Annotated in this window: 18 protein-coding genes; 11 read left to right on the top strand and 7 right to left on the bottom strand. The window is 67.1% G+C overall.

Going from position 1 to position 19,143, the window contains the following annotated elements:
* Positions 1-187 precede the first annotated feature (187 nt).
* Positions 188-922: an NUDIX hydrolase gene (locus SAZ01S_RS14950; protein WP_084583069.1), complete on the top strand. Its 735-nt coding sequence runs from the start codon at positions 188-190 to the stop codon at positions 920-922.
* Positions 919-1,650, top strand: a complete 732-nt coding sequence (locus SAZ01S_RS14955; RefSeq protein WP_084583070.1) for an extensin-like domain-containing protein — start codon at positions 919-921, stop codon at positions 1,648-1,650. The genes SAZ01S_RS14950 and SAZ01S_RS14955 overlap by 4 nt, the downstream gene beginning before the upstream one ends.
* A 4-nt stretch (positions 1,651-1,654) precedes the next feature.
* Here the strand turns inward: SAZ01S_RS14955 and SAZ01S_RS14960 are convergent, their stop codons facing one another.
* Positions 1,655-2,206, bottom strand: a complete 552-nt coding sequence (locus SAZ01S_RS14960; RefSeq protein ID WP_084583071.1) for a hypothetical protein — start codon at positions 2,204-2,206, stop codon at positions 1,655-1,657.
* 467 nt (positions 2,207-2,673) lie between these two features.
* Between SAZ01S_RS14960 and SAZ01S_RS14965 the strand changes: the two genes are divergently transcribed.
* Positions 2,674-3,156, top strand: coding sequence for a CHAP domain-containing protein (locus SAZ01S_RS14965; RefSeq protein WP_245824908.1), 483 nt, complete (start codon positions 2,674-2,676; stop codon positions 3,154-3,156).
* Here the strand turns inward: SAZ01S_RS14965 and msrB are convergent, their stop codons facing one another.
* A complete protein-coding gene (msrB, locus tag SAZ01S_RS14970; protein ID WP_084583073.1) occupies positions 3,157-3,648 on the bottom strand; it encodes a peptide-methionine (R)-S-oxide reductase MsrB in 492 nt (163 codons plus the stop codon).
* A gap of 341 nt (positions 3,649-3,989) precedes the next feature.
* On the opposite strand from msrB, the gene SAZ01S_RS14975 reads away from it, so the two are divergent.
* Both SAZ01S_RS14975 and SAZ01S_RS14980 read left to right on the top strand, forming a co-directional pair.
* Positions 3,990-5,234, top strand: coding sequence for a BtaA family protein (locus tag SAZ01S_RS14975; RefSeq protein WP_084583074.1), 1,245 nt, complete (start codon positions 3,990-3,992; stop codon positions 5,232-5,234).
* The gene (locus tag SAZ01S_RS14980) at positions 5,231-5,893 is read left to right on the top strand and encodes a class I SAM-dependent methyltransferase (protein ID WP_084583075.1); all 663 of its coding nucleotides are present in this window, start codon (positions 5,231-5,233) and stop codon (positions 5,891-5,893) included. Before SAZ01S_RS14975 ends, SAZ01S_RS14980 begins: the two co-directional genes overlap by 4 nt.
* 42 nt (positions 5,894-5,935) lie before the next feature.
* On the opposite strand, the gene SAZ01S_RS14985 is transcribed toward SAZ01S_RS14980, so the two are convergent.
* Together SAZ01S_RS14985 and hemA are read right to left on the bottom strand one after the other, a co-directional pair.
* Positions 5,936-7,957 carry an HAD-IIIC family phosphatase gene (locus SAZ01S_RS14985; protein WP_084583076.1) on the bottom strand — a complete coding sequence of 674 codons (2,022 nt, stop codon included), beginning with the start codon at positions 7,955-7,957 and terminating at the stop codon, positions 5,936-5,938.
* Between the two features lie 270 nt (positions 7,958-8,227).
* The gene (hemA, locus tag SAZ01S_RS14990) at positions 8,228-9,472 is read right to left on the bottom strand and encodes a 5-aminolevulinate synthase (RefSeq protein ID WP_084583077.1); all 1,245 of its coding nucleotides are present in this window, start codon (positions 9,470-9,472) and stop codon (positions 8,228-8,230) included.
* Positions 9,473-9,770: 298 nt separating this feature from the next.
* Here hemA and SAZ01S_RS24075 point away from each other — a divergent pair, with 298 nt between their 5' ends.
* Positions 9,771-9,941: a hypothetical protein gene (locus tag SAZ01S_RS24075; RefSeq protein WP_167693179.1), complete on the top strand. Its 171-nt coding sequence runs from the start codon at positions 9,771-9,773 to the stop codon at positions 9,939-9,941.
* A 3-nt stretch (positions 9,942-9,944) separates the two neighbouring features.
* Here the strand turns inward: SAZ01S_RS24075 and murI are convergent, their stop codons facing one another.
* The gene (gene murI, locus SAZ01S_RS14995) at positions 9,945-10,742 is read right to left on the bottom strand and encodes a glutamate racemase (protein ID WP_084583113.1); all 798 of its coding nucleotides are present in this window, start codon (positions 10,740-10,742) and stop codon (positions 9,945-9,947) included.
* 118 nt (positions 10,743-10,860) lie between these two features.
* Here murI and plsY point away from each other — a divergent pair, with 118 nt between their 5' ends.
* Together plsY and dprA are read left to right on the top strand one after the other, a co-directional pair.
* Positions 10,861-11,466, top strand: a complete 606-nt coding sequence (gene plsY / locus SAZ01S_RS15000) for a glycerol-3-phosphate 1-O-acyltransferase PlsY (protein ID WP_084583078.1) — start codon at positions 10,861-10,863, stop codon at positions 11,464-11,466.
* Positions 11,459-12,538 (top strand): DNA-processing protein DprA, encoded by a 1,080-nt coding sequence (gene dprA / locus SAZ01S_RS15005; protein WP_084583079.1) that lies wholly within the window; start codon positions 11,459-11,461, stop codon positions 12,536-12,538. The genes plsY and dprA overlap by 8 nt, the downstream gene beginning before the upstream one ends.
* 6 nt (positions 12,539-12,544) lie before the next feature.
* On the opposite strand, the gene SAZ01S_RS15010 is transcribed toward dprA, so the two are convergent.
* Positions 12,545-13,927 carry a hypothetical protein gene (locus SAZ01S_RS15010; protein WP_139810094.1) on the bottom strand — a complete coding sequence of 461 codons (1,383 nt, stop codon included), beginning with the start codon at positions 13,925-13,927 and terminating at the stop codon, positions 12,545-12,547.
* 179 nt (positions 13,928-14,106) lie between these two features.
* Here SAZ01S_RS15010 and SAZ01S_RS15015 point away from each other — a divergent pair, with 179 nt between their 5' ends.
* Entirely contained in the window at positions 14,107-14,718 is a 612-nt protein-coding gene (locus SAZ01S_RS15015) for an outer membrane protein (protein ID WP_084583081.1), read from the top strand.
* A 130-nt stretch (positions 14,719-14,848) separates the two neighbouring features.
* Positions 14,849-15,754, top strand: coding sequence for a glutathione-dependent disulfide-bond oxidoreductase (gene yghU, locus SAZ01S_RS15020; protein WP_084583082.1), 906 nt, complete (start codon positions 14,849-14,851; stop codon positions 15,752-15,754).
* Positions 15,755-15,979: 225 nt separating this feature from the next.
* Here yghU and SAZ01S_RS15025 read toward each other — a convergent pair whose 3' ends face one another.
* Positions 15,980-16,378: a hypothetical protein gene (locus SAZ01S_RS15025; protein WP_084583083.1), complete on the bottom strand. Its 399-nt coding sequence runs from the start codon at positions 16,376-16,378 to the stop codon at positions 15,980-15,982.
* 144 nt (positions 16,379-16,522) lie between these two features.
* On the opposite strand from SAZ01S_RS15025, the gene topA reads away from it, so the two are divergent.
* A complete protein-coding gene (gene topA / locus SAZ01S_RS15030; protein ID WP_084583084.1) occupies positions 16,523-19,093 on the top strand; it encodes a type I DNA topoisomerase in 2,571 nt (856 codons plus the stop codon).
* Positions 19,094-19,143 lie beyond the last annotated feature (50 nt).

Genomic DNA, 19,143 nt, shown 5'->3' on the forward strand with positions numbered 1-19,143 from the left:
CCAACGTACCTTGTCATCCCCGCGAAGGCGGGGATCCATTGGCGCTGAAGTCCCGGTTCTTCCCCCAGCGCACAGGGCAATGGATTCCCGCCTTCGCGGGAATGACGAGGGTTTTCGAGGGTGCTGCTTACCCTTCCCAAATGTGCTGGGCTGGCATGCGTCCGCGGCCCGGCGTAGAGCCGGGGCGATGTCGTCGCCCGAAGCCATCCCCGCCGCCACCGTGATCGTGATGCGCGACGTGGCGGGCGGGCCGCCGGAACTGCTGATGGTCGAGCGCTCGCGCGCGATGGCGTTTGCGGGCGGTGCGCTGGTGTTTCCGGGCGGCCGGATCGATCCGGGCGATCATCTGCTGACCGACCGCCATGACGATGCCGCCGCCCGAGTCGCGGCGATCCGCGAGACCATCGAGGAAGCCGGGCTCGCGCTGGGGCTGACCTGCGACCCGGACGCTCTCGCGATCATGCGTACCGCGCTGCATGCCGGTGAGCCCTTTGCGCACTTGCTCGCCGAGGCCGGGCTCACCCTCGACCTCGACGCGCTGGTGCCGTTCGCCCGCTGGCTGCCCCACGGCCTGCCGCACCGCGTGTTCGACGCCCGTTTCTACCTCGCCCGCGCGCCCGAAAGCGCCGCGCCACAGGTCGATGGCAGCGAGAATGTCCGGCTGTGCTGGATCACCGCGCAGGATGCCGTGGACGCAGCTGATCGCGGCGAGGCGATGCTGATCTATCCCACCCGTCGCAATCTGGAACGGCTGGCGCTGTTCGACAGTTTCGACTCGGCGATGGCCCATGCCCGCCGCTTCCCGATCGAGCCGATCACCCCCTTCGTCGAGTCGCGCGCCGGCGTCGACTGGCTGTGTATCCCGGAAGGGCTGGGCTACCCGATCACCGCCGAGCGGATGGACCGCGTGGTGCGGGCGTGAAGGCGCTCAAGCAGACCATCTGGGTGCTGCTCGTCTTCGCGCTGATCGCCGGCGGGGCGCTGCTCCTGCTGATGTGGACGCGCAGCCGCCCGCAGGACGTGCCGTGGACGCCGCTCGACCTGTCGCAGCCGATCGGCGCCTTTACCGGGCGTAAGCTGGCGGGGCTGGGCGCCGATGACGGCCAGTGCCGGGCGCTGCTCACCCAGGCGGGCGTGCGCTACGAGAAGCTGGCGCCGGTGCAGCGGCAGGGCCAATGCGGCTATGCCAATGGCGTGCGGTTCACCAGCGGCGGCGCGCGGACGATCGCGTTCAGCCCGGCGTCGCTCGGCACCGCCTGTCCGGTGGCGGCGGGGCTGGCGCTGTGGGAGTGGAATATCGTCCAGCCCGCGGCGCAGAAGCATTTCGGCACGCGCGTCGTACGGATCGAGCATTTCGGCAGCTATTCCTGCCGGCGCATGTATGGCCGCACCACCGGCGACTGGAGCGAGCACGCGCGCGCCAACGCCGTCGACATCGCCGCATTCATTCTCGCCGACGGGCGACGCGTAAGCGTGCTGAACGACTGGAAGGGGGAAGGGGGCAAGCCGGCCTTCCTGCGCGCGGTGCGGGACGGCGCCTGCCGGCTGTTCGCGACGGTGCTGTCGCCCGACTACAACGCCGCCCACCGCGACCACCTCCATCACGACCAGGCTGCACGCGGCGAGATGGGATGGCGGGCGTGTCGCTAGCCGGTCAGTTCGGCAGCGCGTTGGTGTCGATCTTCTCCACCCATTGCGGGAAGAAGCTCGGCTGGCGGTTCGACCAGCCCGAGGCGGTCGCCGCGGCTTCGCTGATCGACTGGAGCAGCTTGCGGCGCAGGTCCGGGTGGAGGTGCGGCAGCGCCGAGGCCGAGCAGAACGCCGCCGGCAGCCACGGCCGCACTTCCGCGCCGAGCAGTCGCTCGTAGAGGAAGCGATAGGCCGAGAAGCTGGTCAGCCGGCCCTGGCCGAGGTCGAACGCCGAGAGCGTCACCAGCGGCGCCATGAACGGCTCGATCGCGCCAAGGTCGCTGTCGTTCGGCAGCAGCGTGCGGATGTCCTTCAGTCGCTCGTAGATGCGGGCCTGGGCGCGGATGCTCGCCGCCTCGACCACGTCGCGCGACCAGCGCGAGAGCGCGTCGTCGCGTTCCAGCCCGACGTCGAGCGACCGGCGCACATAGCGCTGGGTGCCGGCGGCGAAGCCCGCGAATTCCTTCATTTCTGCCAGCGTCATCGCGCCTTCGGCCGGTTTTGCTCGTGCAGCCATCGTTACGTCTCCCGCTCGGTTCCTTCTGGCCCCGTGGAGAGGATCATGCTCCGCACTGGTTAACGCAGAGCTTAATGACCCTTCCGTATCCCCACGAGCATTGGAACCTAAAACGTGCTGCGACGCAACATTGGTTTGCGACGAAACGATCGCGCTACGCAATCATCCTTAGGGTGCTGATATCCCAACGTATAATCCCGTAGGCCCGTCCTATGGCCCGGGCAATGCGAACGAATGCCTGCCGCGCGGCAATGCGCACCCTTCATTCGAGTTCCCACCGTTCAGAAACGGTTCAGCGCACCTCGTCGGCCCATTCCAACGGTTCGTCGGATCGGTGCGCCGCAGGGCTATACGGCCGTCCTATAGTTTGGCTAGCAACCCTCAACCGCTTCGTTCCTGACCGGGGGGTCCAAAACTTGTTCACTCGTTTTGCAGTGCGTTTCGCGCTGATGGCGTTCTGCGCCCTGATGACCACCGTCCCCGCCCAGGCGAAGGGCACCTTCTGGCAGTGCGTCACGTTCGCGCGCCAGGCTTCCGGCGTCGAACTGCGCGGCAATGCCTGGACCTGGTGGGACCAGGCCGCCGGCCGGTACCAGCGCGGCGAGACCCCGAAGGTCGGCGCGGTGATGTCCTTCCAGCGCACCGCACGCATGCCGATGGGCCATGTCGCGATGGTGTCGCAGGTGATCAGCGACCGCGAAGTGCTGCTCACCCACGCCAACTGGTCGCGCCCGGGCGCGATCGAGCGCGACGTCCGCGCCGTCGACGTCTCGCCGAACGGCGACTGGAGCGAAGTGCGCGTGTGGTACGGCCGCACCGCCGGCCTCGGCCTCTCGGCCTATCCGGTCAACGGCTTCATCTATCCGGATGCCGCGCCGGCCAGCGATTGGGCGAACGTGCAGGTCGCCGCGCTCAGCCTCCCCAGGATGACGCTCGCCAGCGCCAACTGATCAGGCCCGCGGCGTGAAGCGCAGCGCCACCCCATTCATGCAATAACGCTTCCCGGTCGGCTTCGGCCCGTCGTCGAAGACATGGCCGAGATGGCCGCCGCAGCGGCGGCACAGCACCTCGGTACGCTCCATCCCCAGGCTGCGATCGCTTCGCGTCACCACTGCGTTGTCGAGCGGCTGATAGAAGCTCGGCCAGCCGGTACCGCTGTCGAACTTGGTCGCCGAGTCGAACAGCGGCAGCGCGCAGCCGGCGCAGTCGAACACGCCCTTGCGATGTTCCTTGTTGAGCGGGCTGGTGAAGGGGTACTCGGTGCCGCCATTGCGCAGCACGTTATAGGCAGCCGGGCTCAGCTTCTTCTTCCATTCGGCGTCGGTCAGCTTGAACGGGAAGTTGGGGAGCGGCGCGGCGGGAGCGTTGCTGCAGGCGAACAGGGGCAGGGCAACGGCGCCCGCTCCGACGGCGGCGAGTAGCTGACGGCGATCGATCGGCATGGTGAACCTCGTGAGGATGTCAGTTTCGATATAGGTTCGGTGCGACGGGTCGAAAGGTTGCAGGCGCCCGCGAATTTTCCTCGGCGCGTATGCGGCAGCCAGCCGCGACGTCGCATCTCGGGCTGATAGGTCGCGCGCACGGCCGCCGCGCTGCCGGCCGCCGCTCTCTTCACCATGACGTGCCAGCGGGTCGGCGATACCAACTGGTCCCCGGCTTGAGGTCTGGCGAAGGATTGATTTCCGGTGGCCCTTGTCACAAGGCTGCAAAGCTTTTGTCACAGGGGGTGGAGAGCAGGTTCGGCGGGGCGCCGGGCAGGCTCGTACGCCGGGAGTCGTTTCGAATGTCATCTATCGCCAAGGCGCCGAAGAACGATGCGGTTCGCGGTGCGGTGCACCGCCACGAACATCTTTCGAAGGAAGGCATCCTTGAACGCGCCTTCACCTTCGCCTTCCGCGGCCTGGTCTACGCCCAGATCTGGGAAGACCCGGTGATCGACATGGAAGCGCTGCAGATCACGCCGGACAGCCATATCGTCACGATCGCATCGGGCGGCTGCAACGTCTTCTCCTACCTGACCGCGAACCCGGCCAAGATCACCGCGGTGGACCTCAACCCAGCGCATATCGCGCTCAACAAGCTCAAGCAGCAGGCGGCGCTGCGCCTGCCGGACTATGAATCGTTCCACCGCTTCTTCGGCCTCGCCAACCGGCCCGAGAATATCGACGCGTACAAGACCTATCTGCGCGGGCATCTCGACGACAGCGCCCGCGCCTATTGGGAAGGCCGCGCGCCGAACGGCGTGCGCCGGATCAACGGCTTCAAGACCGGCTTCTATCGCCAGGGCCTGCTCGGCCGGCTGATCGGTTTCGTCCACTGGCTGGCGCACCGCTACGGCATCGATCCGAAGGAAATCCTCGCGGCCAGGAGCATCGAGGAGCAGCGCCAGATCTTCGAGACGCGCTTCGCGCCGTTCTTCGACAAGAAGCTGCTGCGCTGGATGGTCGACCAGCCCGCCGCTTTGTTCGGCTTCGGCATCCCGCCGGCGCAGTACGACCTGCTCAAGGTCGACGACCAGGAAGGCATCACCGGCGCGCTGCGCAGCCGCCTGCGCAAGCTCGCCTGCGACTTCGACCTCAAGGACAATTTCTACGCCTGGCAGGCGTTCGGCCGCGGCTATGGCGAGCATGAGGGCGCGCCGCTGCCGCCCTATCTCGAGCGCAAGAATTATGAGGCGGTGCGTTCGCGCGCCGACCGCGTCGAGATCCGCCACACCAACTATGCCGATTATCTGGAGTCGATGCCGGCCCAGTCGCTCGATCGCTACATCCTGCTCGATGCGCAGGACTGGATGACCGACGAGCAGCTGACCCGCATCTGGACCGAGATTACCCGCACCGCCAAGCCCGGCGCCCGCGTGCTCTACCGCACCGCCGCGGTGCCGGACGTGGTGCGCGGCCATATCCCCGACGAGCTGATGAACCAGTGGCAATATGAGGACCAGGCCAAGCTCGACGACTGGACCCGCCGCGACCGTTCGTCGGTCTATGGCGCGACCCATGTCTGGACGCTGAAGCCGCACGCATGAGCGCCAAGGCCGGGGCTGCCGATCAGAAGGGGCTGATGGATGCGACCTATGCGCTCCATCGCCACTTCTACGATCTCACGCGCAAATTCTACCTGCTCGGCCGCGATCGGCTGATCCGCGAGCTCGCGCCGCCTCCGGGCGGTACCGTGCTTGAGGTCGGCTGCGGCACCGCGCGCAACCTGATCGTCGCGGCCAAGCGCTGGCCGAACGCGCGCTTCCACGGCTTCGACATCAGCGAGGCGATGCTCGATACCGCGCGCAAGTCGGTGGCGAAGCACGGGCTCAGCGACAAGATCACGCTGGCGCAGGGCGATGCCGGGGCGTTCGATGTGGGCACGCTGTTCGGGCTCGAACAGGTCGACCGCGTGTTCATGAGCTACACGCTGTCGATGATCCCGCCCTGGAAGGAAGCCATCGCGCTGGGCGCCAAGGCGCTGGCGCCGGGCGGCAGCCTGCACATCGTCGATTTCGGCCAGTATGAGCGGCTGCCCGGATTCGCCAAGCGCTTTCATTTCAAGGAGCTCAACGCCTTCCACGTCTATCCCCGCGCCGATCTGCGCGCGGTGGTGGAGGGGATCGCCGCCGAGCAGGGGATGACGGCCGAATTCCGCGCGTCGCTGCGCGGCTATACCTGGAGCGCGGTGCTGCGGCGCGCCTGAACGGCGGGTGGCATTGCCGCCACCCGCGTCCTTCCGTTCCTGTCAGGACGGCTCCCGGGCGGCCGCATACCAATCGTCGATCCACCCCGACAGTTCGCGGAGCCGCTGCGGGAAATAGTGGCCCGCACAGGTCATTTCATTGTGCGGAAACTTGCCGGTGAGCTCCAGCAACTGAATCTGGTCCGGTCGTTCTGCCGCAAGGGTCCGCCAGAGTTCGTTGAAGAACAGGTAATTGTCCGCAAAACTCACGCCGTCGATTGCCTCGGTGCCGTAGTAATAATGGTCGGGGCAGTCTTCCGGCGGCAGCACGACGAGCAGGCGATGGTCCCCCTGCGCCAGATGGTCGGAAAAGGCCCTGGCGCAACGTGCATACAGCTCCCGACTGATCCGAAGCTTGCGTAACACCCAACGCCATGGGTGATAATCGGTGGTGGCAGCGAGCACGAGATGCTTCGGGAAATGCTGCCGGGCATATTCTCCGGTTTCCATCATCGGCAGGCTGAACAGCCGCGGATAGCCGTCGATATCGATGGTGTCGCGGTGGCGGCTGTAATGCTGCAACGCGCCTGACTGACAGTCGAACATGATGCGAAGATCCGCATTCCGCGCAGGGGCCTCGTTTGCCCATTTGCGGATACGTTCCAGGTTTTCCGGGTCCTCGGACGTCTCCAGTGTGATGTGCTTCGACGATTCGAGCGGCAACGGCTTCGATTCCGCAGGGAATTTGGGCACCTTGAAGATCAGGTGAATCCGGTCGAGCATCGCGGCTTCGACGCCCATGTGCATCACCCGGCAGGACAGGACGAAATGTTCCACCGCCGTACGCGTGCAATCCACCGACGCGAAGCCGACCAACCCGTAATCGCCATATTTGTCTCGGACAAAAACGGCATAGGTGAAGTTGCGAGTGAAGTTGAGGATGAAATCGGTCATCGAGCCCGCGGCTACGCGCGAGTTCGTATAGTTGAGCTGGTTGGACCGGTTGATCAGTTCCTCAATGCGGTCGGCGAACTGCACGTTTTCGGTCAACTGGGTGATCAGGACGCGAACGTCGCTGGATTGCAGGAAATCTTCCTTTGCGAGCGCCGATGCTTGCCGCTCTTCCGCCTTCCATTGCAGGATGCGGTATTCGTCACGGCGATCCCGCGTGACGTGTTGGTGATCGACGAGAATACGCTCCAGCAACGCGTCGCACTCCGGGGTGCGCGCGTCGATGGTGCGGATGCCCGGCGCGAAGGCGGCAGCCTCGTGGAGGTTGTGGGGGTTGTCGTCGATGAACAACACGTTCTGGGGACGAAGCTGCATATCGGCGATCATGTTGGCAATGACGGCGCCTTTCGGCGCGAAGGCGATCCGGGGGAAGACGAAGCTGTCCCAGAGGTTCAGCGTCTCGAGCTTGGCCTTGGCGGTTTCGAAATCATTCTTCGAGCAGATCGCCGAGATGATGCCGTGCTGGTTGAGGGCGGTGGCGATTTCCGCACGCCGCGTGAGCAGGTGGAGCTCGTCACCTTCTGCCAGCGTCCCTTGCCAGAGCGTGTCGTCCAGGTCCCAGATCAGCAATTTCGGCTTGAAGTCGAAATAGGGGTCGATGATCGGATGGAGCTGCTCCACGCCGTTGTGGAACATTTGGCTGCGTTGTGGCGCCTCGGAAATGAGCAGGGCGATGGCCTCCCGCCACGCGCCTTCGGCCGCGTGCAGGGCGAGATCGCATAGCAGGAGCGTGTCGGGAAGGGCAGACGGATCGTAGTGGCCATCTGGAAGCAGCGCGGCGTGCAGGAAGCGGCGCATGTCCGCGGCAAGTGCTGGCGGACATCCTACCAGCGCGCGGTAGACCGTGCGGGAGGCCCAGCCGTCCAGCCCCTCCGTCGCCACTGCGAAGATCTGGACGAAGATCGTCTGCGCGTCGTTGAAGTCGAGCGTGCTGCCGGCATCGGCCATGAGGGCCAGCGCGGGCGCGATGCCGCTCGCGCCCTCGTCCGCCATGGCCTTGAACGCCCGTTCGACGACGGTCTCAAGGCGCGCGTCGTCGACCGCCGGAACCGGCGTGGAAATCTCCAGCTGCATTATGCTCCCCCCTTAACCCGGACAGGCTGACAGACTCCGGGTTTCGTTCAAGCTCTATGAGACATCATAGATGGGCTGCATAATATACGGATAACAGGGTTAACTTTTTTTGGGGTTCCGCAGCGCTGGCGGAGGTGCGGACTGCGCTGCATGTCCTTCCCCAAGGCGGCATGGCGAACGCAGGCGCTCGGTGCCACGCGAAACGGGCTGGCGACGAGGCCCGTCGCCGCGCGTCGCGCATGTCCATCCACGCTGGTGTGGGAGGGCGGCCTACGCCGCCAGTCGCAGCTCCAGCCGGCCCCAGATCTCGACCAGCGCGTCGACCAGCTCGCGCATCATCGCCTCGTCATGCGCCGGGCCGGGGGTGAAGCGCAGCCGCTCGGTGCCGCGCGGCACGGTGGGGTAGTTGATCGGCTGGACGTACACGCCATATTCGGCAAGCAGCACGTCGCTGATCTTCTTGGCCTTTACCGGATCGCCGACCATCAGCGGCACGATATGGGTGGTCGACGGCAGCACCGGCAGCCCGGCCTCGGCCATCAGCCGCTTGAGCGTCGCGGCGGCGGCCTGCTGGCCTTCGCGCTCGATGCTGGAGCCCTTGAGGTGGCGCACGCTCGCCAGCGCACCTGCGACCAGCACCGGCGACAGCGAGGTGGTGAAGATGAAGCCCGGCGCATAGCTGCGGATCACGTCGATGATCACCTGGTCGGCGGCGATATAGCCGCCCATCACGCCGAACGCCTTGCCCAGCGTGCCCTCGATGATCGTCAGCCGGTCCGCGAGCCCTTCGCGGTCCGAAATGCCGCCGCCGCGCGGGCCGTACATGCCCACGGCATGGACCTCGTCGAGATAGGTCAGCGCATTGTACTTGTCGGCCAGATCGCAGATTTCGGCGATCGGCGCGATGTCGGCGTCCATCGAATAGACGCTCTCGAACGCGATCAGCTTCGGGACCGCGGGATCGTCGGCGGCCAGCAGCTCCTCGAGATGGGCGAGGTCGTTGTGCCGCCACACCCGCTTCTCGCAGCCCGAATTGCGGATGCCGGCGATCATCGAGGCATGGTTGAGCTCGTCCGAATAGACGATGCAGCCCGGCATCACCTTGGCGAGCGTCGACAGCGTCGCCTCGTTCGAGACATAGCCCGAGGTGAACAGCAGCGCGTTTTCCTTGCCGTGCAGATCGGCCAGCTCGCGCTCGAGATCGATATGGTAATGGGTGTTGCCGCCGATATTGCGGGTGCCGCCCGAGCCAGCGCCGACATCGTGCAGCGCTTCTTCCATCGCCGCGATTACCTTGGGGTGCTGGCCCATGGCCAGGTAATCGTTCGAGCACCACACCGTGATCGGCTTCGGCCCGTTATGCCCGGCGAAGCAGCGCGCATTGGGGAACATGCCCTTGTTGCGCAGGATGTCGATGAAGACCCGGTAGCGCCCCTCGGCATGGAGGCGGTCGATGGCCTGGGTGAAGACCCGCGTATAATCAATCGCGGGAGCGGGGGCGTCTTGGCGCTGCATGGATCCGTTCTCTACCCTTAACTTTCCCGCAATTCCAGCACGTGAACCACCGTATAGGCGGCGTGCGACTTTGGGTGCATGGCCGGGCCGCCCTGCGCCAGTGAGATGGGGTATCGGGCGCCGCGCAACAGCTGCCGCACTGATGAAAAATTTCCCTGCCGGTGATCGAGGCTTGCCTCAGATCAGCAATCTTTCGGTGCTCCTGTGGTAAACAATGTGCATCGCGGACGACTCGGAGCGCAAGCATGTCCGCGGCGGAGAGACGACTCGCGCTCCCGCTTGGCATCGGAGAGCAGCCATGGCGAAGAACGACATCGAATATTTCGAACGGCGCGCCCGGCAGGAGCGCGAACGGGCGCGGCATTGCGAAGACAGCAGCGCGCGGCGTGTCCACCAGGAGATGGCCGAACGCTACACCGCGAAGGTCGCGGTGCGCGATCCCCAGGCGGTGCTTGGCGACTTCGCCTGACGCCTACAGCGTTTCGATCCGACGGAGGCCGTAGCGCGCGAGCATGGGCGCGAGCGCGTCGGCGTGGTGGTCGCGGGCGGTGAATACTGCACGGCCCGGGGGCGGATCGGCGGGCCAGCGCTGGTCGCGGGTCAGATAGGCGACTCGGCGGGCGATGCCCGGGCCGCCATCAACGAACCGAACGCCTGCAGGCGCGACCGCACGCATTTCGTCTTCGAGCAGCGGGAAATGGGTGCAGGCATTGACGATCACGTCGATGCGCTCGCCCCCCGGCTGACGGAATAGCCCGTCAAGTTCCCGGGCGACCGCCTCGCGCGCGATCGCCTCGCCGGCGAGCTTGGCCTCGGCCAGCTCGACGAGCGCGGCCGATCCGTGGCGCAGCACGGTGCAGTCGCTGGCGAACGTCGCGGCGAGATCGTCGACATAGGGCTGGCGCACCGTCGCGGCGGTGCCGAGCACGCCGATGGTGCGGGTGCGGCTGGTCTCCGCCGCGGGCTTGATCGCCGGCACCGTCCCGACGATTGGCAGGTCCAGCGCCGCGCGGACATGCTGGAGCGCGATGGTGGAGGCGGTGTTGCACGCGATCACGATCAGCCGCGGATCATAGCGCTCCGCCAGCCGCCCGAGCAGCGCCGGTACGCGCGCGGCGATCTCCGCCTCGCTCTTGGTGCCGTAGGGAAAGCCGGCGGAATCCGCGACATAGACGAGCGGGGCCTGGGGCAGCAGCGCCGTGGTCGGGCCCAGCACCGAGAGCCCGCCGACGCCGGAATCGAAAAACAGGACTGGGCGGCGATCCGACATGCCGTCGCCATGGCCGAGCCGCGCCGCCGCCGTCAACGCGGCAGTGCCTGCACGCTGATGCAAGTCATTGCGCTTGGGTAAGGGAAGCGGCTAGACGCAGGAACGAAAGGGGGCCGCTTTGCCCACGGAAATTCCATGGATCGCCCCGGCCGGGGCCTTGTTGCTTGGGTATCTGCTTGGTTCGATCCCGTTCGGGGTGCTGCTGACGCGCGCCGCCGGGGCGGGGGACCTGCGCCAGATCGGATCGGGCAATATCGGCGCCACCAACGTGCTGCGCACCGGCCGCAAGGGGCTGGCGGCGGCGACGCTGCTGCTCGACATGGCCAAGGGCGCCGTGGCCGTGCTGATCGCCGGGGCGTTCCTCCCCGGCACCGCCGCGCTGGCGGCGACCGCTGCCTTTATCGGCCATTGCTATCCCGTCTGGCTGAAGTTCCGCGGCGGCAAGGGGGTGGCGACGCTGATGGGGGTGGTGCTCGCGCTCCACTGGCCGTCCGGGCTCGTCTATGCCGCGGTCTGGCTCGGGCTGCTGGCGACGGTACGCATCTCGTCGGTCTCGGGAATGGCGGCGGCGATCAGCGCGCCGGTGAGCGCGGCGTTCTTCGGCCGGATCGACCTGGTGCTGATGCTGCTCGCGCTCGCGCTGATCGTGCTGTGGAAGCATCGCGAGAATATCGACCGGCTGCTCAGCGGGTCCGAACCCAGGCTCGGCAGCAAGCGTGGCTGACGGGCGGGAGCCGCGGCTGAGGCTGCTGCGCTCCGCCAATGTCGGTCCCGTTACCTATGCCCAGTTGCTGGCGCGATTCGGCTCGGCCGAGGCGGCGCTGGACGCGCTGCCGATGCTTGCCGCGCGCGGCGGCGGCCGGGCGCCGCGGATCGCCGATCTGCGCGCCGTGCGGCAGGAGATCGCGGCGGTGGAGCGGCTCGGCGGCCGCTACCTGTTCATCGACGATCCCGCCTATCCGCCGCTGCTCGCCCAATTGGAGAACGCCCCGCCGGCGCTGATCCTGCGGGGGCGCACCGATCTGATGGTGCGGCCTTGCGTGGCGATGGTCGGCGCGCGCAACGCCTCCGCCGCCGCCTGCCGCTTCGCGCGCGAGCTCGCGATCGGCCTGGTCGAGCGCGGGGCGACGGTGGTCTCGGGGCTCGCGCGCGGCATTGACACGGCCGCGCATCAAGGCGCGCTGGCCGGCGGCACGATCGGAGTCATCGCCAGCGGGATCGACATCGCGTTCCCCCCCGAAAACGCTGCGCTGCAGGAACGCGTGGCGGCGGAGGGCCTGCTCGTCACCGAGCAGCCGCCGGGCACCGAGCCGCTGGCGCGCTTCTTCCCGGCGCGCAATCGCATCATCGCGGGGCTCTCGCTGGGCACCGTCGTGGTGGAGGCGGCGCCGCGCTCGGGCAGCCTGATCACGGCGCGGATCGCGGCGGAGGCGGGGCGCGACGTGATGGCCGTGCCCGGCTCGCCGCTCGATCCGCGGGCGCAAGGGTGCAACCTGCTGATCCGCGAGGGCGCGATCCTGGTGCAATCGGCCGAGGACATCTGGGAAAGCGTGCGTCCGATCGATCCGCGCGGCGTGCGTACCCCTGCGAACCGCTTCGGCAACGCGCCGATCGAGGATGCCGGGGATGCGGATCGCGCGCGCATCACCGGGTTGCTCGGTCCGGTGCCGGTCGCCGTCGACGAACTGATCCGCCAGTCCGGCTGTGTGCCGGCGGTCGTGCAGATGGTGCTGCTGGAACTCGAGCTCGCGGGGCGGCTGGAGCGCCACGCCGGCGGGCGCGTTTCGCTGCGCTGACGTGGGTCAGCGCAGTCCGAAGGCTTCGAGGTAATAATTGCCGATGCCGCCGCCGATCAGCAGCTCGGCGGGCCCCAGTCGGCTGACCAGATAGGCCGCGGAGACGAGCAGCGTGCCGAGCACCGAGACCAGCGCGAGCAGCGCCGTTGTGCGAGGGCCGGGAGCGCCGCCACCGCGGGCGGCCAGGATCAGCCCGGAAAAGGCGCAGAACTCGAAACACGGGTAGAAATCGAGCCGGTAGCGATAGTTCATGCTGACCGCGCACAGCATCAGCCCGATCGGAATGGCGAGCCCCAGCGCGATCGCCACCGCGCGCGCGCGGTCCGGGCCGGCGTGCCGCAGCCAACCGAAAATCGCGCCGCCGCCGAGCGCGAGCAGCAGCGGATCGGTGAGCAGGAAGCTGCTGGGCGGCAACTCGGCCGCGTCGATCCATTTCTGCCGGACCGCCTCCAGCAGCAGGTGCCCGTCGGTACCCTGCAGCACCCAGACCGGCGCAAAATAATAGACCAGCCCGAACGGGATGCGCTGGACGTTGAACAGCCCCTGTGCGGCCATTCGCGCCACCCGATCGGGATAGCGGGCATTGTAGAGATAGTGGTGATAATCGGCGAAGATGAAGGGGTTGCCCCAGCGACCGAGGTTCACCAGCGCGGTGACGAGACCCAGCCCCGCGAGCAGCACCAGCGCCGCCGCAGCGGTCCGGAACCAGGGCTGAAGATCGCCGCGCCGGCGCACCGTCTCCACCAGCACGACACCACCAAAGGCGGCGACCAGCCCGATCCCCAGCGAGACGCGCGTCAGCATCGCCAGGCCAGCCGCGAGCGCCATCACCAGCAACGCGCCCCGGCCGAGGCCGTGCAACTGGGCGTGGATCGCCGCGGCGACGAACATCGCCCCCCAGAGCGCCCCCCAGAGGCAGACTTCCTGATAGAGGCTGAACCGCAGGAAGCCGGTCTGTGCACCCGAGAACAGCAGCGCGACCAGTATGCCCCGGTACAGCCAGGCCGGCAGCGCCGGCAGCGCACGCCGGATCAGCCGCAGCGTCCACAGCTTCGTCGCAATCATGCCGGCAATCGCCACCAGGCAGGCGCCGATGGTAAAATCGAGCTGCTGCCAACCGGGGAACAGCGTCAGCGGCAGTCGCAGCAATGCGGGCAGAATGCCCCAGTAAGCGACGACGCGCCCATCGACCGCAAACCCCTCCCGGCCGACAATGGCGGGATCCACGTCGAGCCGGCCTTGCAGCAGGTGCGCCAGCATCGAATTGAAGGTGCGCTCCAGCGGGTGCACCTCGCGTGGGATCAGCGCGATGGCATAGCAGAGCAGCACCGCGCCGGCGGCCAGCAGCAGCACGCGGGCGACGCGCATCCAGGGGGAGAGGGAGGCCATGTCCGCGCCTTTGCCCGGCGGTCCGATCGGGGGCAAGCCGGCGGGATGCCTGTTGGGGCCACTTGCACGATGTTGCACAAATGCAACGGTTGCACTGCTTTGTGCCGCAACGCGGAAACCTTTCCGCCGTGAGGGGTTGGGGCGGGGACAGGGCCCATTTTTCAAAGGGAAGTATGCGTATGCGTTCAGTGCTTATTGTCGCGATTGCGGCACTCGGTTTCACCGCCACGGCCGCCCAGGCCCAGGACACCGCCACCACCAGCAGCAACGGCACCAGCTTCCGCGGCATCCGCATCGAGGCGAATGCCGGCGGCGACCGCTTCCAGTCGCAGGGCAACCATAACGACAAGTTCGGCTATGGCGGCACCATCGGCTTCGACGGCCAGATCGGCGAGCGGATCGTGATCGGCGCCGAGGGCAGCTACTGGCGCGCGAGCGACTGGACCGAGAACTGCTCGGCGGCCAGCGGCGGCACCGTCTGCCACAAGTCGTTCGACGAATATGGTGCGGCCGTCCGCGCCGGCGTGCTCGCCACGCCGCAGCTGCTGATCTTCGCCAAGGGCGGTTACGTCAACAACGAGCAGCGCAAGCGGCTCGATACGCCGACCGGCGGCTATTATGATCACTTCAACACCGACGGCTATCAGGTCGGCGGCGGCGTCGAATATTCGCTGACCGGCGAGCAGACCCGCATGCCGCTCTATGCCAACGTCCAGTATGTCTATTCGCAGTATAGCGACCATACCGCGCGCCAGCGCGTGATGGCCGGCGTCGGCCTGCGTTTCAAGTAAGCGTAGCGCAGTCCTGACAGGGGCCGGGCGTGGCGATGGCCGCGCCCGGCCCTTTGTCGTGCGTGGGGCTGGCAACCAGCCGGCGGCCTCCTACATGCCGCCGGCAAGCCCCGCCTGAGGAGACACCAGCATGGCCGACGCCCCCGATCCCGCGAACAACCTTCCCGCCGGCTATGTCCCGCCCCAGGTGTGGGAATGGGCGCCGGGCAATGGCGGCCAGTTCGCCAACATCAACCGGCCGGTCTCGGGCGCGACGCACGACAAGGAACTGCCGGTCGGCAAGCATCCGATCCAGCTCTATTCGCTCGGCACGCCCAATGGGCAGAAGGTGACGATCCTGCTCGAGGAACTGCTCGCCGCCGGCCATACGGGCGCCGAGTACGATGCCTGGAAGATCAATATCGGCGAGGGCGACCAGTTCGGCAGCGGCTTCGTCGCGATCAACCCGAACTCGAAGATCCCGGCGATGGTCGACCATTCGATCGCGCCTGCGCTGCCGATCTTCGAGAGCGGCGCGATGCTGATTCACCTCGCCGAGAAATTCGGCGCCTTCCTGCCGACCGACACCGCGAAGCGCGCGCAGACGCTCAGCTGGCTGATGTGGCAGATGGGCTCGGCGCCGTTCCTCGGCGGCGGCTTCGGCCATTTCTTCGCCTATGCGCCGATCAAGATCCAGTACGCGATCGATCGCTATGCGATGGAGGCCAAGCGCCAGCTCCACGTGCTGGAGACCCATCTGGCGGCCAACCGCTACATGGTGGGCGACACTTACACGATCGCCGACATGGCGATCTTTCCCTGGTATGGCGCGGTGGTGCGCGGCGAGACCTATGCCGGGGCGGACGTGTTCCTGAACGCCCAGGACTATCCGAACGTGCTGCGCTGGGCCGCCGAGATCGCCGAGCGCGAGCCGGTGCGACGCGGACGGCTGGTCAATCGCAGTACCGGGCCCGAGGACCAGCGCGTTCCCGAGCGCCACGATGCAGGGGACATCGACGTGGTGCTGGAGCGGATCCGCGCGGCGCAGACTGCCTGACGCCGGGGGAACGGACTACGACGCGGTGGTCATCCCATCGCATTCGGCAAGATTCCGCGTCATCCCCGCGAAGGCGGGGATCCATTGGCGCCGAAATCGCGGTTCTTTCCCGCGGCGCTGAGGGCAATGGATTCCCGCCTTCGCGGGAATGACGACGGTTTTTCCGGCGCTGCTATTCCCTGGGCGCCAAAGCGATTTGCCCGCAGCGCCGAAAGAGGTGCCGCGTCAGTTGGCGGGCATGCACACGCCCTTTTCGATCACCAGATCGGAAACGGCGCGATATTTGGCGACGTACGCGGCCCAGCCGGCGTCCTGCTTGTCGCGCGGCACGTTGTCGCCGGTCGCGAAGGTCATCACCTCGTCCTTCGACTCGGTCGGGGCGCTGCCCGGGGTGACGACCAGCACCGGCGCCACCCGCTGGTCGATCTTGAAGCCGTGCGTCTTGTACCAGTCGATATGCGCGGCAACCGCGGCGCGGAAATCGGCCATGCTGGCGCCGGGCTTGAGCTTGGACAGGCGGACCCGCGTCAGTTCGCCGCTGGTGCAGGGGCTTTGCTGCGCAAACGCCTGGGTGGAAACGAGCAGCGCCGCGACGCCGAGTGCCGTCCGAATCACGTATCGCATAGAAGCCTCCCCATGTTGTTAACCTTGCGCAACCTTACCGCCCATTGTGTCGCGGCCATGACGCGGTAGAAGCGCGGCCGCTTGACGGGCCTTTGTCCCTGTCCCCACCTTACACGCGTACGCGTAAGGAAATTCACGAATCCCATGCAGCTTGTCATCGTAGAGTCGCCCGCCAAGGCGAAGACCATCGAGAAGTATCTCGGCAAGGACTATCGGGTGCTGGCCAGCTATGGCCATGTCCGCGACCTGCCCGCCCGTGACGGGTCGGTGAACCCCGACGACTCGTTCGCGATGGAGTGGGAGACCTATGCCGACAAGTCGAAGCAGCTGAAGGCGATCGCCGACGAGGCGAAGAAGGCCGACCGCCTGATCCTCGCGACCGACCCTGATCGCGAGGGCGAGGCGATCAGCTGGCACGTCCGCGAGGTGCTCAGGAACAAGAAGGCGCTCCCCAAGGAGGTCGAGCGCGTCACCTTCAACGCGATCACCAAGCCCGCGATCCTGGAGGCGATGCAGCGCCCGCGCGATCTGGATACCGACCTGATCGACGCGTACCGTGCCCGCCGCGCGCTCGACTATCTCGTCGGCTTCACCCTCTCGCCGGTGCTGTGGCGCAAGCTGCCCGGCGCCAAGTCGGCGGGCCGCGTCCAGTCGGTCGCGCTGCGGCTGATCGTCGGGCGCGAGCGCGAGATCGAAAGCTTCGTCGCGCAGGAATATTGGTCGGTCGTCGCCGAGATGGAAGCGGACGGCACGCCGTTCCAGGCGCGCCTCGTCAAGTGGAAGGGCGAGAAGCTCGATCGCCTGTCGATCGGCGACCAGGGCAGCGCCGAGGCGGCCAAGAAGGCAGTCGAGGAAGGCCGCTTCACCGTCGTCGCGGTCGAGACCAAGCCGGCGATGCGCAACCCGCCGCCGCCGTTCACCACCTCGACGCTGCAGCAGGAGGCCGCGCGCAAGCTCGGCTTCTCGGCCAGCCACACGATGCGGATCGCGCAGGCGCTCTATGAGGACGGCGCGATCACATACATGCGTACCGACGGCGTCCAGATGGACCCCTCGGCGATCCAGGCGGCGCGCAAGGCAGTGGCCGATCGCTATGACGGGTCGTACGTGCCGGACAAGCCGCGCCAGTACCAGACCAAGGCCAAGAACGCCCAGGAAGCGCACGAGGCGATCCGCCCGACCGACTTCAGCAAGGATCGCGCCGGCTCGGGCGACCATGCCAGGCTGTACGACCTGATCTGGAAGCGCGCGCTCGCCAGCCAGATGGCTTCCGCGAGAATGGAGCGCACCACCGTCGATCTCGCGGATGGCACCGGCCAGCACGGCCTGCGCGCCACCGGCCAGGTGGTGCTCTTCCCCGGCTATCTCGCGCTCTACGAAGAGGGCAAGGATGACGAGGGCGACGAGGACAGCCGCCGCCTGCCGCGCATGTCCGAAGGCGCGTCGCCCGCCAAGAAGGCGGTGCATGCCGAGCAGCACTTCACCCAGCCGCCGCCGCGCTTCTCCGAAGCCTCGCTGGTCAAGCGGCTGGAGGAGCTCGGCATCGGCCGGCCTTCGACCTATGCCTCGATCATCCAGGTGCTGAAGGACCGCGCCTATGTGCGGGTGGAGAAGAACCGCTTCTTCGCCGAGGAGAGCGGCCGCCTGCTGACCGCCTTCCTCGAACGCTTCTTCGAGAAATATGTCTCGTTCGACTTCACCGCCGAGCTGGAGGAAGAGCTGGACGACGTCTCCGGCGGCCGCGCGGCGTGGCAGGCGGTGCTGGAAGCCTTCTGGCGCGACTTCAAGCCGCGCACCACCGAGGTGATGGAGCAGAAGCCCTCCGACATCACCGCGGCGCTCGACCAGTTCCTGGAACCCTACCTCTTCCCCGCCAAGGCGGACGGCAGCGATCCGCGGCTGTGCCCGAATTGTGGCGTCGGCAAGCTTGCCCTTCGGGGTGGTCGCTTCGGTGCGTTCGTGGCCTGCTCCAACTATCCGGAGTGCAAATACACCCGCCGCTTCGGCCAGCCGGGCGGCGAGGGATCCGAGGACACCGGGCCCGAAGTGCTGGGCCAGGACCCCGAGACCGGACTCAATGTCGAGCGCAAGTCGGGCCGGTTCGGGCCGTATATCCAGCTCGGCGAGGGCAAGGATGCGGCGCGTGCTTCGATCCCGAAGGATGTCGATCTCGACCTCGAATGGGCGCTCAAGCTGCTGAAGCTGCCGCGCACGATCGGCGATCATCCGGAGACCGGCAAGCCGATCACCGCCTCGATCGGGCGCTACGGGCCGTATCTGGCGCATGACGGAAAGTATGCGCGGCTCCAGTCGACCGCGGACGTGTTCGAAACGGGCATGAACGCGGCGGTGGTCAAGCTGGCCGAGGCCGCGGCGGGCGGTGGCCGCCCGGCGCGCGGCGCGGCACGCGAGCCGCTCAAGGTGTTCGGCAAGCATCCGCGCACCGATGCCGAGATCAAGCTGATGGAAGGCCGCTACGGCGCCTATCTCACCGATGGCGAGACCAACGCGACGCTGCCCAAGACGATCGACAAGGACGCGCTGACCCTGGAGGAAGCCGCCCAGCTGATCGACGCCAAGGCGGCGCAGGGACCGGCCAAGGGGAAGAAGAAGGCCCCGGCCAAGAAGGCGGCCGCGAAGAAGCCGGCGGCTAAGGCTGCGGCGAAGAAGCCTGCGGCCAAGAAGGCGCCGGCGAAGAAGAAGGCGGCGGAGTAACGACCGATCTTAAGCCCCTCCTCCTTGGAGGAGGGGTTGGGGGTGGAGGG

It is taken from the genome of Sphingomonas azotifigens NBRC 15497, from assembly GCF_002091475.1.
Taxonomy (GTDB): Bacteria; Pseudomonadota; Alphaproteobacteria; order Sphingomonadales; family Sphingomonadaceae; genus Sphingomonas; species Sphingomonas azotifigens.

Excerpts from the sequence above, each read along its gene's own strand:
- SAZ01S_RS14975 (WP_084583074.1), top strand. The coding sequence starts at position 3,990 with ATGTCATCTATCGCCAAGGCGCCGAAGAACGATGCGGTTCGCGGTGCG.
- yghU (WP_084583082.1), top strand. The coding sequence starts at position 14,849 with ATGGCCGACGCCCCCGATCCCGCGAACAACCTTCCCGCCGGCTATGTC.
- SAZ01S_RS24075 (WP_167693179.1), top strand. The coding sequence starts at position 9,771 with ATGGCGAAGAACGACATCGAATATTTCGAACGGCGCGCCCGGCAGGAG.
- murI (WP_084583113.1), bottom strand. The coding sequence starts at position 10,742 with ATGTCGGATCGCCGCCCAGTCCTGTTTTTCGATTCCGGCGTCGGCGGG.
- SAZ01S_RS15025 (WP_084583083.1), bottom strand. The coding sequence starts at position 16,378 with ATGCGATACGTGATTCGGACGGCACTCGGCGTCGCGGCGCTGCTCGTT.
- SAZ01S_RS15015 (WP_084583081.1), top strand. The coding sequence starts at position 14,107 with ATGCGTTCAGTGCTTATTGTCGCGATTGCGGCACTCGGTTTCACCGCC.
- SAZ01S_RS14950 (WP_084583069.1), top strand. The coding sequence starts at position 188 with ATGTCGTCGCCCGAAGCCATCCCCGCCGCCACCGTGATCGTGATGCGC.
- hemA (WP_084583077.1), bottom strand. The coding sequence starts at position 9,472 with ATGCAGCGCCAAGACGCCCCCGCTCCCGCGATTGATTATACGCGGGTC.
- SAZ01S_RS14965 (WP_245824908.1), top strand. The coding sequence starts at position 2,674 with ATGACCACCGTCCCCGCCCAGGCGAAGGGCACCTTCTGGCAGTGCGTC.
- SAZ01S_RS14960 (WP_084583071.1), bottom strand. The coding sequence starts at position 2,206 with ATGGCTGCACGAGCAAAACCGGCCGAAGGCGCGATGACGCTGGCAGAA.
- SAZ01S_RS14980 (WP_084583075.1), top strand. The coding sequence starts at position 5,231 with ATGAGCGCCAAGGCCGGGGCTGCCGATCAGAAGGGGCTGATGGATGCG.
- msrB (WP_084583073.1), bottom strand. The coding sequence starts at position 3,648 with ATGCCGATCGATCGCCGTCAGCTACTCGCCGCCGTCGGAGCGGGCGCC.
- SAZ01S_RS14985 (WP_084583076.1), bottom strand. The coding sequence starts at position 7,957 with ATGCAGCTGGAGATTTCCACGCCGGTTCCGGCGGTCGACGACGCGCGC.
- SAZ01S_RS15010 (WP_139810094.1), bottom strand. The coding sequence starts at position 13,927 with ATGGCCTCCCTCTCCCCCTGGATGCGCGTCGCCCGCGTGCTGCTGCTG.
- topA (WP_084583084.1), top strand. The coding sequence starts at position 16,523 with ATGCAGCTTGTCATCGTAGAGTCGCCCGCCAAGGCGAAGACCATCGAG.